This is a genomic window from Corynebacterium sp. HMSC08F01 (assembly GCF_001807545.1).
GTDB lineage: Bacteria > Actinomycetota > Actinomycetes > Mycobacteriales > Mycobacteriaceae > Corynebacterium > Corynebacterium coyleae.
In genome coordinates, this window is the sequence record NZ_KV789285.1 from 1 (window position 1) to 12314 (window position 12314).

A 12314-nucleotide genomic window follows, 5' to 3' on the forward strand; every position below is an offset into this window, starting at 1 on the left:
TTGAACAATCTTTATGCATGCATAGTATGCACCTTAAGGGTGTTTTCAGGCGAAACCCGCCTGTTTGAATCGCGACCTGCGGAAATGCCGGAACAACACTTCAAAACAGCCCTAAAATGGTCGGAAGGATTGTTCAACGACTGTGAAAACGGCTCGAAATGGGTGTGACGTGCGGATTGTTCAGCAATCCGCACCACCTGCTTACCCCCGGAAATTACCCCCGTTTTAGGACCAGGTACGCCATAACAGGCCTCAAGACACGAAAACAGGGCGTTTCACGCCCGTTTGCGCCGCTGCAACCACCATCACGACGCCCGATTCGATGCCTATATATAGGGCTGTATAGGGCCTGGCTGGGATTCGATCGATTTCAGAGGAGCGAGGGCAGGATCAGCAGCATTGCAATACTCCACGTCAGGTGGAGTGCGATGGGGGAGTACAGCCTGCCGGTGCGCACTGCCTCGGTATAGGCGAGCGCACCGAGGACCACTGCCGCGAACACAAGCAGCGGCACACCCATCACGACGGTGACCAACCCGTAGGCGACCGTCGACCACACACCAGCTTGCAGCACCGTTTGTCCAATGCTTTGTAGCTGGCGGGGGACGACGTCGCGGAAGATGAGCTCCTCGCCGACGCCGTTGACCACGAGGACGAGCAGCGTCAGCGCGTAACCGCCTTTGTTAGGAGTATCCAGGATCTCTGCGACAGGGCCGGCAAGTGCTGGGATGCGGGTGACGATCAGGGCACCCAAGAAAAAGACAACCGCAAGTGCGGTGCCTAATCCGATGCCACGTACGACGTCGCGGAGTTTGCCGGGGCCAGCGAATGCGCCTTTGTCGCCCCACACCCACCAGGCGGCTAGGTACACGACGGCGGTAAAAGCGGTGGCCCAGTAGAAACCTGCGGTGCCGTCGCCAGCCTGGCGCGCGAGGAAGAGCCCGAGCGCACCAAAAGCGCAGGGCAGAAGAAACAACCATTGCCTGGCCACGAGAGAAACTCCGTCCAAATAATCTGGCGATGTGAATGACAGATTACCGGGCAGTTTCTCAGGGCAGATAGTTGTTAATTGACAGAGAAGATGATCATCTCCGTGTCGTCTGGCTTACCGCGGTACCGGCCGTCATCGCCAGGGAAGTTGTTGTCCAAGGCAGTTAAGTATCGGCCGTCCTCAAGCTGAACAATCGTTTCGACGCTCAGTAGCGCAAACATGAAAGGGTCGCCGACACCGTATGCCCGTGCATCGGAAACCATGCCGATCTTATTGGGGTTGGCGATGTGGAGAAGGTCTGCCATAAGCGCCTTTTCCACTGTTTTCCCTGGCTCGATACCCTTGAAATTCGCAACCTCGAATACCTTCTTCAGCTTCGCATCGGAGCCGAGGAAGTCGTCGCGCTCAAGCACGAGCAAACGGCCATCCTTGGTTAGGAAAGCGTCGCCGATGAGCGCGTCATCGCCTTCAGCAAGGTAGGTCCAAGTCTTGCCGGTGTATTTGCCTGTCGTTGTGTCGAACTGAGAAATGACGCGTTCACGCTTGTCGGCCGCCTTGTCGAGGTACCCCTCGAAAATCGGGTAAAGATAGCGTCCGTCCCATGCCATGGCTTCAAAGCCTTTGGAATTGTGCAGGTTTGGTCGCTCATTATCGCCAAGTGTTGGGTTCGATGGGCTCTTCACACCTGGGTATGCGTAGGGCTCTTCGAGCAAGGTGCCGTTCTTGTCCACATGGAGGATGTAGGGGCCGAACTCCTCGCCGATCCAGAAAGATCCGTCGGCGGCCTGGACGAATGACTCGGGGTCAAAGTCTGCGCCGGTAAGTAGACGATCCTCGGTGTCGTTGTTGACGATCTTCCACGGAATCTTTCCGTCGGGGTCTTTTAATGAGATGTAGTCAAGTACATCAACACCACCGGTGGTTTGTGGATTCTTCGCTGTTTCCGCCGTTTCCCAATTGGGCTTGACCGTGTAGATCCTCAGGAGGAAATCGGAAGAATTCGATTTCGAACCGAAGCCGTTATCTGGCAAGCCATAAAACGTGCCGTCGCCAATCTCGATCATTCCAGAAAAGCCGGGGATGACCTGCCCTTTAAAAGGGTGGGTTTGCCCGTTACCGTCGAAAGCATCCTTGCCTGAATTCGGGCCGGGAGCCTGGTATAACGCCGAGAGCTTCGCACGGCCCTCGAGAGTTGGGCCAGTGACCTCGGGAGCCGTGGTGGACGCCGTTGGATCTACGTCGCTGTTGCTGGAACCAGAATGCTCGGATCCGTTGCCGGCAGCCGCGCCAATTGCTCCGCCGACAAGACCACCGACGACGAAAACGCCTGCTACTGCTGCGATGAGCTGCTCAAGGTTGATGTCTTTGATCAGTTGGTTTAAAGGGGGTGGAAGTTGAATGTTCATGTGTCACTACCTCGAAAATCGCCAGGAACTGAGCGAGAAACTCAGGCGAAACTTACATTTCGCACAGCGAGTGTATGGCGGGCAGTGCACTTTCGCTCGGTGAGATTTTCCGGCCGGTTTCAGCATTGAGGCGCCGGGGAAGTACCATATTTCTCGGCGCCCCTATAGCCCAATTGGCAGAGGCAGCGGACTTAAAATCCGCCCAGTGTCGGTTCGAGCCCGACTGGGGGCACAATTACTAGCCCGGTAACCGGGCTACATGGCGGTATAGCAGCCGTTGACGAGGTGTCGTCGGAAAGCAAGAAGCTCACTCGCGCAGCAAGCTACGCAGCCTCGCCGATTTGGGATGCGGCAGCCGTGACCAGCGCGACTCGCGACGATGAATCCAGTGATGGGAACGGGCCAGCGCGTTCAGTACAGTCGAGGCCATGACTGATCGCATGAATGTTGAATCCTTCAACCTCGACCACACCAAGGTTGACGCACCGTTTATTCGCCTCGCGGATCGCAAGGAACTTCCCCAGGGTGACACGCTGGTGAAGTGGGACATCCGCTTCAAGCAGCCGAACGTCGAGCACCTTGAGATGCCGGCAGTGCACTCCCTGGAGCACATGTTTGCCGAGCACGCCCGCAACCATGCAGACAACGTGATCGACTTCGGCCCGATGGGCTGCCAGACCGGTTTCTACCTGATGCTCTCCGGCGACGTCGCAGAGGCAGAGGTCACTGATCTGGTGGAAAAGACGCTCACCGACATCACCAACGCCACCGAGGTGCCGGCTGCGAACGAGAAGCAGTGCGGCTGGGGCGCAAGCCACGACCTCGAGGCCGCTAAGCGCGAAGCGCAGGCGTTTCTGGACAAGCGTGACGAGTGGGGCAACGTCTTTAAGTAAGCGTCCTACGTTGTCGGGTCGATGACCTGGAACGTCAACGGCACGGTCCTCAACGCATAAGTGCCCGGCGCAGTGTCGAATACAGCGAGCAATTCATTCGCTACATCGGCACGGCCCGGCACGACAATGTGATCCTCGGCCAACTCGAGATCGATTGCCTTCGGGTCGAACATGAGCCACGTGTCGTTGCGGATGAGGGCATATGACTTGCCAAACAGCAATCGGTAGCGCGCCGCCCGAAGGAGTGCGGCGGCGGCACGTTCGTCGAGATCCACACGGCCAGCGACATCGACATCTAAATACTTGGCGGTGTTTGCGCCGATAGAGGAGCCGTCGGTGTGCGAGGCGTCGTCGAGAAGCACACGCACCTGCGGATCGCTTGACAGCGGGGCACGTGCAGGGTCCGTCAACCCAAGCGGCACATGCTCGCCGAGCACGCCCGCGAACTTCACCGGATCCCACCGCAACATCCGCTCCAGATCATCTCCGACCAACCCCGCGGCGTAGGTGAACTGCACTCGCCCGGTCGGCCCTTCAGCGCAGCCGAGGAGTGGATCCGCGACGAACACAAACCCCGCGAGCGAGCCAGAAGCCGACGATAAATAATGCCCAGGCTCAATCTCGACTCCGCTGCGGACCACGTTGCGAGCCATGCGTGCCAGCTGCTGCGCCGGCCACTCAGGAGGGAACACCTCATCGTCCATCGGGATGCGGAGCGTGAGCTCGGTCTGTGTGCCCGCAACGCGTTGCGACGACTCCACCTGGGACAACCCGAACGTGCAGTACAAGACGTGGGGGAGGGGGTCGTCGACAAGAAATGCGAGCACATCTACCTCTGCGTAAGAAAAGGTGTAGGACTGCGCGCCACCAGTTGCTGCAGCGAGCCGTTCCAACACAAGATCGCCGCCCGTGCTCGGGCCGCGACGCCAACGATCGAACACACCCATGTGTCCAAATTCTACGCCTCGGGAACCTTTTTGAAGGTGCAAGCGTTACAACCTGTGAATAGTGGTCGCAACAAGACTCGAAAGGAATGTTGGACGACGTGAGAAGTACCAACCCGGTTCTGAAGAACCTGACCAATGAAGAACACACCGCTGGATACGGCTACGCGCCCGAAATCCAGCAGGACCGCCCGCTGACGGTCGATGACATTGTCTCCAAGACCGGCATCACCATCGCCGTTATCATCCTGTTCGCCGCCATTAACTTCGGCATTTACCTGTCCGGAAACGCCGGCGTGGGGATGATCCTGACGCTTGTTGGCGGCATCGGCGCGTTCGTGGTCACCCTGGTCCACGCGTTCTCGCGCACCTTCGGCTCCCGCACGGTGACGCTTCTGTACGCAGCCTTTGAAGGCCTGTTCCTAGGTGGATTCTCTCTGCTGATCTCCGGCTGGTTCTCCGTCGGCGGGGCTGACGCTGGCCAGATGATTTTCCAGGCCATCCTGGGCACCCTCGGCGTGTTCATTGGCATGCTCGTGGTTTACCGCACCGGCGCCATCCGCGTCACGCCGCGACTGAACCGCCTGATCACCGGCGCCATCTTCGGCGTTGTCATCATGGCGCTGGGCAACCTGCTGCTCGCTCTTTTCACCGGCCAGAACCCACTGCGTGATGGCGGCACCATGTCCATCATCTTCGGCGTCGTATGCGTGGTCCTCGCAGCTATTTCCTTCCTGCAGGACTTCGATCTGGCCGACAGGCTCGTGCGCACCAGCGCACCGTCGAACGCCGCGTGGGGCGTCGCACTGGGCCTCGCTGTGACGCTCGTGTGGCTCTACACCGAGATCCTGCGTCTGCTGTCCTACTTCGCCAACGACCGCTAGACGGCGCTAAGCAACGCTAAACGGCGGTACCAAACGCCGCCGACAATAAAGCGGCCCTGTTCCGATTGGAACAGGGCCGCTACTCTTTGCGCCGATGAGAGGCGATTAGAGGCGATTAGAGACGTTCCGGGTTCACGGTCGCACCATCAACCGAGATGGTGGTGAACAGCAGATCGTTGTTCACAACTTGCGGAGCGCCAAGGACGACCTTGACGCCTTCCTCGCGGTTATTCGGGTCCAGGACAACACGGGTTGCGGTGCCCTCGGCCAGGTCCTCGGTCCAAGTGTCCCAGACGATGTCCTGCAGGAAATCGTTCTGGCTCTTGCAGTCGACCGTCAGCTGGGTCGGGCGCAGCAGGCCGGTCTCGCCACAGTTGTTGAAGGTTGGCAGCTCGTCCGCGGCGGCCTCGAGGGTCTCCGTCGCGGTCGCCTCGCTGGCCTCGACAACATTGGTCGCGGCGGTGGCGGAAGCGCCAGCACCCTTGAGGGAGCCAGCGTCCTGGCTCGTCGCGGTGTCGATCTTCTTGTCGGACGGGTTCTCGTTCGGCGGGGTGCAGCCGGCGAGGGCGAGAGCAGCGATGGCAGCTACGCCAACCAGAGCTTTGCGGGAAGAGGTTGCAATCACAGGATGATCCTTCGCTATCGAAAAAGAACGGGTAAAACTACTTTGCACGAGGCGTTGAAGCTTTAACTGAATCATACGGCTCAGCCTTGACGATCGTGACCGAAATCTCGCGACCATTCGGAGCCGTGTAGGTACGGGTCTCGCCCTCAGCGGCACCAACGACGGCGGCGCCCAGCGGGGACTGCTCGGAGTAGGTCTCCAAATCAGCGTTGTCGGTCGACGCAGCGCGGGTACCGATGAGGAACGTCTCGCGATCCTCCTTGTCGTCGTTGTAGTAGACGTGAACGACGGAACCGATGTGAGCGACACCTTCGACAATGCCGGTGCGCTCGGTGGTGGAGTTGGAGAGGATCTCAGAGATCTGCTTAATGCGAGCCTCTTCCTGATCCTGCTGCTCACGAGCTGCGTCGTAACCAGCGTTTTCCTTCAGGTCGCCTTCCTCGCGGCGCTCGTTGATCTCCGCGGCAATCACCGGACGGTTATCGATCAGCTGCTGGAGTTCGGCCTCCAGCTTGGCCTTCATTTCCGGGGTAATGTACTGCTGCTGGGGTTCAGCCATAGGGGTAACACCCTTCCCTCATACGTAAAACGAGCCCGCAGGCTGCGGGCGAAACTGTGCAGATATACCGCAAAAGATTAGCACATGGTAGTGCGTGGCCCGTGTGCTAGCGGGCGTCGTAAAATTTGCTCTCCGGGTCCATGTAGAACGGCAGATTTTCGGAACAGCCGTAGATGCGGCCGGAAACAAGCGGTTCACGCAGCGGCAGGTCCACCGGGATGCGCTGGTGCTTCTCCCCGCCGGCGGGAAGGATGACCTCGCGGCGCCCCACCTCAGCGTGGGAGTAATCCACCGCAGTGACGATGCAATAGGACGGTACCGACGGGTCCTTGCGGGTCACGTCGATCCAAAGGCGTCCGGTTGAGTCGTCGATATGTTCCTGCGAAATAAATTCAGCGGTGACGGGACGGTCCATCCTGTCGATGATCGTTCGGGCGCCGAAGAAGATGAACGCGATGGCGATGAGCACAGCGGCGACTGCGACCACTTTGCCGCTTACGCCGTCGCTCTTGCCGGAGCTATAGCGTTGCGACGGACGGCGCACTGGAGTGGACACGGATGCAACCTCGCAATAACAAGGGGGATAGGGACTTAACTGGGATGGTACTAAGATGTTCCGAAGTTCTAACAACACCCCTACAAAAGTTGGAGAGTACGAGTGGCTGGTCTGCGTCTGATGGCGATCCACGCTCACCCGGACGATGAGTCCTCGAAGGGTGCGGCGACCATGGCGAAATACGCTGCCGAAGGGAACCGTGTGAAGGTGGTGACCTGTACCGACGGACGACGTGGGGACATTTTGAACCCTGCGATGGACCGCCCTGGGGTGCTCGAAAACATGACGGCCGTGCGCCACGAGGAGATGGCGCGTGCCGTCGAGGCGCTTGGTGTGGAACACGTTTGGCTGGGCTACGAAGACTCCGGCCTGCCCGAGGGGGACCCGCTGCCGCCGCTGCCGGAGGGGTCATTCGCGGTCCAGGACCCGGAAGAGGTTGCGGTGAAGATCGTGGAGGAGATCCGCGAGTTCAAACCGCACGTCATCATTACCTACGACGAAAACGGTGGCTACCCGCACCCGGACCATCTCATGGTTCACGCGATTTCGATGATTGCGTGGGAGAAGGCGGGTGACGCCTCGTTTGCGCCAGAAGCCGGCGAGCCGTGGACACCGCTGAAGCTCTACTACACGCATGGTTTTATCCTCCAGCGCATGAAGCTGCTGCAAGAGGCGTTGTTCGAACGCGGTGAGAAGAGCCCCTACGAGCTCATGATCAAGCGCTGGGAGGAAGCCGAGGGGGATGTGTTTGACCGCGTGACCACCCAAGTGGAGTGCGCCGACTACTTTGGACAACGTGAGCAGGCGCTGACTGCTCACGCCACCCAGATCGATCCGGCAGGGGCGTTTTTGGCCAGCCCGGTGGCGGACCAGCAAAAGGTGTGGCCGACGGAAGAATTCGAGCTCGCACGTACCCGGGTGGAGACCACCTTGCCTGAAGATGACTTGTTTGCCGGTATCGATGCCGGTGCTGAGGAGGAGTAGTGTTCGCCAACTTCATCAACGCCGCCGCAACCGTTGATCTGGTCCTGGCGCAGTCGCCGGGGGAGACCCCGGCTGGTCCGGACTTTGGCAAGGCGTCGCCGATTGGGCTGCTGCTGCTTGTCTGCCTCGCGGTCGTTGTCTTGTCGATTGGGTATGCGTTTCACCGGCGTTTCTCCCGGTTCCGTCGTCGTCAAGCATTTGCTGAGGCGCATGGCATTGATCCTTTCGACGAGAAAGCTATCGACGAGGCCATGGCGAAGGCTGGCGTTGCCGACCAGCGTAAGAAGCGCACCTTTTAAGCCCCGCTAGAATCAACGTTGTGTCTGTCCTCTCCAAACTGCGCTACCCGCTGTACCAGCTGTACGAAGCACGACTTAAGCGTGAGCTGCGCGGAAAGAAACGCCCGAAGCACATCGCTGTGATGGCTGACGGGAACCGGCGCTGGGCTCGCGAGTCGGGGTTTAAGGACATTTCCCACGGCCACAGGGTCGGCGGCGCGAAGATTGGCGATTTGGTTCGCTGGTCTGCGGAAATGGATGTCGATGTTCTCACGATTTACCTGCTTTCCACCGAGAACCTTCAGCGCACCTCGGAGGAGGTGGAGCTGCTCTTCGACATCATCTCCGAAGTCATCGAGGACCTCGCCACCGAGGATTACACCTGCCGCGTGCGCTTGGTCGGCCAACTGGACCTGCTGCCGGACGATGTGGCAGCACGCATGCGAGAAAGTGCCGCTACCACTACCGAGAAAGCCGGGCTGACCGTGAATATTGCGGTGGGCTATGGCGGGCGCCAGGAGATCGTGGACGCGGTGCGTGCGCTTATCGACGACACCGCAGCCGCCGGCGCAACCCCCGCCGAAATCAAAGAGGCGGTGACGGTCGAGTCCATCGCTGAACACCTCTACACCAAGGGCCAGCCCGACCCAGATCTGGTGATCCGCACCTCCGGTGAGCAGCGTCTTTCAGGATTCCTGCTGTGGCAGGCCGCGTACTCCGAAATCTGGTTCACGGATACGTACTGGCCGGCGTTTCGCAAGATCGACTTCCTGCGAGCACTGCGCGACTATTCGCAGCGCTCCCGCCGCTTTGGCAAATAAAACCCTGGCGAATTAGAGCTTGCGCATGCGGACGCGCTGAACGGTGTGGTCGTAATCCTTGCGCAGCACAAGCGATGCGCGCACCCGCGTGGGCAGAATGTTTTCCACCAGGTTTGGCAGGTTGATGGACTGCCAGATTTCGCGTGCGGCGTAGGTCGCCTGCGCGTCGTCAAGACCTGCGTAGTGAGCAAAGTGTGCGCCGGGCTCTTGGAATGCGGTATCGCGCAGTTTGAGGAAGCGCTCGATGTACCAGTGCTCGATGTCGGAGGTCTTGGCATCGACATAGATGGAGAAGTCGAACAGGTCCGACACCATCAGCGTTGGGCCGGTCTGCAATACGTTGAGGCCCTCCAGAATCAAGATGTCTGGCTGGCGTACCTCGATGTACTCGTCCGGGAGAATGTCGTAGGCCTCGTGGGAGTAGATCGGAGCCTTGACCAGGGGCTGGCCCGATTTCACCTCGGTGACAAATCGCATGAGGTTGCGGCGGTCGTAAGACTCAGGGAAGCCCTTACGGGCCATCAAGCCGCGCTCCTTGAGCACTGCGGAGGGGTGCAGAAACCCGTCAGTGGTGATCAGGTCGACGCGGGGGTGGGAGTCCCAGCGCTGAAGTAGCACCTGCAGCACACGCGCGGTGGTTGATTTGCCTACTGCGACCGAGCCTGCAAGCCCGATGATGAACGGCACATGCCCCGGATCGCCGCCGATGAACGTTTCGGTGGCTTTGGTCAGTTTCTGGCGCGCTCGTACCTGCAGGTGGATCAGGCGCGACAGCGGTAGGTAAATGTCTTCGACCTCTTGCAGATCGAGGCTCTCACCGATGCCTGCGAGTTTGGTGAGCTCATCTTCGGTGAGCACCTGTGGCATGGTGGCACGACGTTTGCGCCAGTCCTCGCGGTGAAAATCGAGGTAAGGCGAAGAATCGACACGTGGCATGGCCCTATTGTTTCACCTTGGATCCTGTGCATGGAATTCGACATAACACCCGGGTTGCTTACATATACTTCGAAGCGGTAACTACGACCGAACGAGAAAGGACCCGGTGGACGTGTCTGAAGATTTCCGTTACCAGGATCTGGCTACTTTTGACCCCGAAGTTCACGCCGCGATTGTCGACGAGCTAGCGCGCCAGCGCAACACCCTCGAAATGATTGCGTCTGAAAACTTCGTTCCGCGCGCCGTACTTGAGGCACAGGGTTCTGTGCTGACCAACAAGTACGCCGAGGGCTACCCGGGCAAGCGCTACTACGGTGGCTGCGAGCACGTGGACGTTGTGGAGACCCTGGCACAGGAGCGTGCCAAGGAAGTCTTCGGTGCAAAGTTTGCAAACGTGCAGCCACACTCCGGTGCGCAGGCGAACGCCGCTGTGCTAATGGCACTGGCGGAGCCGGGTGACACCATCCTGGGCCTGAACCTGGCTCACGGCGGCCACCTGACCCACGGCATGAAGATCAACTTCTCCGGCCGTCTCTACAACGTGGCAGCGTACGAGGTAGAGAAGGACACCCACCTCATCGATATGGCCAAGCTGCGTGAGCAGGCTCGCGAGGTCAAGCCGAAGGTGATCATCGCCGGCTGGTCCGCCTACCCGCGCCACGAGGACTTCGCTGAGTTCCGCTCGATCGCGGACGAGGTCGGCGCCTACCTGTGGGTTGACATGGCCCACTTCGCCGGCCTGGTTGCGGCTGGCCTGCACCCGTCGCCGGTCCCGCATGCGCACGTGGTGTCCTCCACGGTGCATAAGACGCTGGGTGGCCCCCGTTCCGGCTTCATCCTGACCAACGATGAGGAGCTGAACAAGAAGATCAACTCCGCCGTCTTCCCTGGTCAGCAGGGTGGCCCGCTCATGCACGTCATCGCTGCGAAGGCGACCGCGTTCAAGATCGCGGGCATGGAGGAGTTCAAGGACCGTCAGCAGCGCACCATCGACGGTGCGAAGATCCTGGCCGAGCGCCTTACCAGCGAGGACGCGAAGGCTGCCGGCATCGACGTTGTCTCCGGCGGCACCGACGTCCACCTCGTGCTGGTGGACCTGCGTAACTCGCCGATGGATGGCCAGCAGGCCGAGGACCTCCTGCACGCCGCAGGCATCACGGTCAACCGCAATGCGGTGCCGTTCGACCCGCGCCCGCCAAAGGTCACCTCTGGCCTGCGTATCGGCACGTCGGCGCTTGCTACCCGTGGCTTCGGCGAGGAGGACTTCCGCGAGGTGTCCGACATCATCGCCGAGACCCTGATCCAGGGCGAGAAGGCTGATATCCCGGCGCTGCGCGCCCGCGTTGAGGCCCTGGCGGAGAAGTACCCGCTGTACCCGGGCCTTGAAGACTGGAAGATGCTCTAGTCGTTCTGGCCGTCGGCGGCGCTTGCGGTGTCGACATTGTGCCCGCGCTGCTCTGCGAGAGCGGCGCGGGCTTTTTGTAGCCAGTCCGGTTGGTCGTCGAGAAGCGCGCGGATTTGCTCCGTGGTCATCGACTGCTCAACGCCGGCTGCTTTCAGCGCGGTCACCGAGATGCCGAGCTTGCGTGCGACCTCGGTACGGGGGTGCGGGCCGTTGAGGCGCAGTTCTTGCAGCCACGCGGGCGGGTTTTCCTGCAGTTCGCGCAGTTCGGCGTGAGTGATGGCGCCGTCCTGGAACTCCTGTGGGGTGGCGGGAAGGTAGATACCGAGTTTTTTCGCCGCGGTCATCGGCTTCATTGCGGTGCCGGATGGGGTCTGTTCAGTCATGCCCAAAACGGTAGCATTACCTGCCATGCTCACCATCGCGTTCGTCACCGGTACTGAACCCGGCAAATGGTTCCGCCGCTACGCCCAAATGTCGGGCGAGGACCCTGCGACATTGCCGTCGGATGATCCGTTTCCCCTCGTCGGCAAGGATGCGGACGCGGCGCTGGTCAGGCTTCCGGACGAGCGGGTCACGGACGAATACCACGTGGTCCGGCTCTACGAGGAGGCCTGGGGCGTGGCCGTGCCAAAGGACTCCGTCTATGCGGAGGTGGGGGAGGTTGATCGCGGGGATCTTGCGGAAGAGATTGTGAATTTCGAGTACGCAGAGCAGCCGCTTATCGACGATCTGCGCACCGCCCTTTCCGTTGTCGCCGCAAACGTCGGCATCGCCTACGGGCCGTTGCCGTTGCTGAAGACGCTTGCGAAGAAGCAGATTAAGGCGCTGCCGATCGACCCGGGGGAAGGCGTTAATATCACGACGGTTGCGCTCGTGTGGCGGAAATCGGACGATTGTGACGCTATCCAGGACTTTGTTGGTATTACGAAGGGGAGAACTCCCAGGTCGTCGCGCAACACATCACACCCCCGATCGGGTGGGAAGAAGACTCGACGTTCGCGCGGTGCCCATAATGGGCGACGCACCTAAATC

The 12314-nt window shown here is 60.2% G+C and carries 15 protein-coding genes and 1 tRNA gene; 8 read left to right on the plus strand and 8 right to left on the minus strand.

Features of this window, described 5'->3' with window-relative positions:
• Positions 1–370: 370 nt before the first annotated feature.
• Both HMPREF3171_RS02365 and HMPREF3171_RS02370 read right to left on the minus strand, forming a co-directional pair.
• Positions 371–991, minus strand: a complete 621-nt coding sequence (locus tag HMPREF3171_RS02365; protein WP_070452551.1) for a CPBP family intramembrane glutamic endopeptidase — start codon at positions 989–991, stop codon at positions 371–373.
• A 74-nt stretch (positions 992–1065) separates the two neighbouring features.
• Positions 1066–2397, minus strand: a complete 1332-nt coding sequence (locus HMPREF3171_RS02370; RefSeq protein ID WP_070482571.1) for an esterase-like activity of phytase family protein — start codon at positions 2395–2397, stop codon at positions 1066–1068.
• A gap of 158 nt (positions 2398–2555) precedes the next feature.
• On the opposite strand from HMPREF3171_RS02370, the gene HMPREF3171_RS02375 reads away from it, so the two are divergent.
• Together HMPREF3171_RS02375 and HMPREF3171_RS02380 are read left to right on the plus strand one after the other, a co-directional pair.
• Positions 2556–2629: transfer RNA gene (locus tag HMPREF3171_RS02375), tRNA-Leu, on the plus strand.
• Between the two features lie 196 nt (positions 2630–2825).
• Entirely contained in the window at positions 2826–3290 is a 465-nt protein-coding gene (locus HMPREF3171_RS02380) for an S-ribosylhomocysteine lyase (RefSeq protein WP_070482573.1), read from the plus strand.
• A 5-nt stretch (positions 3291–3295) separates the two neighbouring features.
• On the opposite strand, the gene HMPREF3171_RS02385 is transcribed toward HMPREF3171_RS02380, so the two are convergent.
• On the minus strand, positions 3296–4237 hold the full coding sequence (locus HMPREF3171_RS02385; RefSeq protein ID WP_070482574.1) for a suppressor of fused domain protein: 942 nt from the start codon (positions 4235–4237) through the stop codon (positions 3296–3298).
• 98 nt (positions 4238–4335) lie between these two features.
• On the opposite strand from HMPREF3171_RS02385, the gene HMPREF3171_RS02390 reads away from it, so the two are divergent.
• Positions 4336–5118 carry a Bax inhibitor-1/YccA family protein gene (locus tag HMPREF3171_RS02390; RefSeq protein WP_070421698.1) on the plus strand — a complete coding sequence of 261 codons (783 nt, stop codon included), beginning with the start codon at positions 4336–4338 and terminating at the stop codon, positions 5116–5118.
• A gap of 115 nt (positions 5119–5233) precedes the next feature.
• Here the strand turns inward: HMPREF3171_RS02390 and HMPREF3171_RS02395 are convergent, their stop codons facing one another.
• From HMPREF3171_RS02395 to HMPREF3171_RS02405, 3 genes are all read right to left on the minus strand, one after another.
• Positions 5234–5743 carry a hypothetical protein gene (locus HMPREF3171_RS02395; protein WP_070482576.1) on the minus strand — a complete coding sequence of 170 codons (510 nt, stop codon included), beginning with the start codon at positions 5741–5743 and terminating at the stop codon, positions 5234–5236.
• 37 nt (positions 5744–5780) lie between these two features.
• Positions 5781–6302: a transcription elongation factor GreA gene (greA, locus tag HMPREF3171_RS02400; protein WP_070482578.1), complete on the minus strand. Its 522-nt coding sequence runs from the start codon at positions 6300–6302 to the stop codon at positions 5781–5783.
• Positions 6303–6408: 106 nt separating this feature from the next.
• The gene (locus tag HMPREF3171_RS02405) at positions 6409–6858 is read right to left on the minus strand and encodes a DUF4307 domain-containing protein (RefSeq protein ID WP_224212882.1); all 450 of its coding nucleotides are present in this window, start codon (positions 6856–6858) and stop codon (positions 6409–6411) included.
• A gap of 102 nt (positions 6859–6960) precedes the next feature.
• Between HMPREF3171_RS02405 and mca the strand changes: the two genes are divergently transcribed.
• From mca to HMPREF3171_RS02420, 3 genes are read left to right on the plus strand one after another with little or no spacing between them, the layout of a single operon-like run.
• Positions 6961–7842 (plus strand): mycothiol conjugate amidase Mca, encoded by an 882-nt coding sequence (gene mca / locus HMPREF3171_RS02410; RefSeq protein WP_070421688.1) that lies wholly within the window; start codon positions 6961–6963, stop codon positions 7840–7842.
• A complete protein-coding gene (locus tag HMPREF3171_RS02415) occupies positions 7842–8141 on the plus strand; it encodes a hypothetical protein (RefSeq protein ID WP_070452565.1) in 300 nt (99 codons plus the stop codon). The genes mca and HMPREF3171_RS02415 overlap by 1 nt, the downstream gene beginning before the upstream one ends.
• A 20-nt stretch (positions 8142–8161) precedes the next feature.
• Positions 8162–8941: an isoprenyl transferase gene (locus HMPREF3171_RS02420; RefSeq protein WP_070482580.1), complete on the plus strand. Its 780-nt coding sequence runs from the start codon at positions 8162–8164 to the stop codon at positions 8939–8941.
• A gap of 12 nt (positions 8942–8953) precedes the next feature.
• Here HMPREF3171_RS02420 and coaA read toward each other — a convergent pair whose 3' ends face one another.
• The gene (gene coaA / locus HMPREF3171_RS02425) at positions 8954–9877 is read right to left on the minus strand and encodes a type I pantothenate kinase (RefSeq protein ID WP_070421685.1); all 924 of its coding nucleotides are present in this window, start codon (positions 9875–9877) and stop codon (positions 8954–8956) included.
• Positions 9878–9989: 112 nt separating this feature from the next.
• Here coaA and glyA point away from each other — a divergent pair, with 112 nt between their 5' ends.
• Positions 9990–11282 carry a serine hydroxymethyltransferase gene (gene glyA, locus HMPREF3171_RS02430; protein ID WP_070421697.1) on the plus strand — a complete coding sequence of 431 codons (1293 nt, stop codon included), beginning with the start codon at positions 9990–9992 and terminating at the stop codon, positions 11280–11282.
• Here the strand turns inward: glyA and HMPREF3171_RS02435 are convergent.
• Positions 11279–11665 carry a DUF5997 family protein gene (locus tag HMPREF3171_RS02435; RefSeq protein ID WP_070482621.1) on the minus strand — a complete coding sequence of 129 codons (387 nt, stop codon included), beginning with the start codon at positions 11663–11665 and terminating at the stop codon, positions 11279–11281. The two genes, glyA and HMPREF3171_RS02435, sit on opposite strands and share 4 nt — an antisense overlap.
• A gap of 25 nt (positions 11666–11690) precedes the next feature.
• Between HMPREF3171_RS02435 and HMPREF3171_RS02440 the strand changes: the two genes are divergently transcribed.
• A complete protein-coding gene (locus tag HMPREF3171_RS02440; protein WP_070482582.1) occupies positions 11691–12311 on the plus strand; it encodes a LysR family transcriptional regulator substrate-binding protein in 621 nt (206 codons plus the stop codon).
• Positions 12312–12314: the final 3 nt, after the last annotated feature.

Coding starts and splice junctions, on each gene's coding strand:
- HMPREF3171_RS02370 (WP_070482571.1), bottom strand. CDS start 2,397: ATGAACATTCAACTTCCACCCCCTTTAAACCAACTGATCAAAGACATC.
- HMPREF3171_RS02380 (WP_070482573.1), top strand. CDS start 2,826: ATGACTGATCGCATGAATGTTGAATCCTTCAACCTCGACCACACCAAG.
- HMPREF3171_RS02385 (WP_070482574.1), bottom strand. CDS start 4,237: ATGGGTGTGTTCGATCGTTGGCGTCGCGGCCCGAGCACGGGCGGCGAT.
- greA (WP_070482578.1), bottom strand. CDS start 6,302: ATGGCTGAACCCCAGCAGCAGTACATTACCCCGGAAATGAAGGCCAAG.
- coaA (WP_070421685.1), bottom strand. CDS start 9,877: ATGCCACGTGTCGATTCTTCGCCTTACCTCGATTTTCACCGCGAGGAC.
- HMPREF3171_RS02435 (WP_070482621.1), bottom strand. CDS start 11,665: ATGACTGAACAGACCCCATCCGGCACCGCAATGAAGCCGATGACCGCG.
- HMPREF3171_RS02440 (WP_070482582.1), top strand. CDS start 11,691: ATGCTCACCATCGCGTTCGTCACCGGTACTGAACCCGGCAAATGGTTC.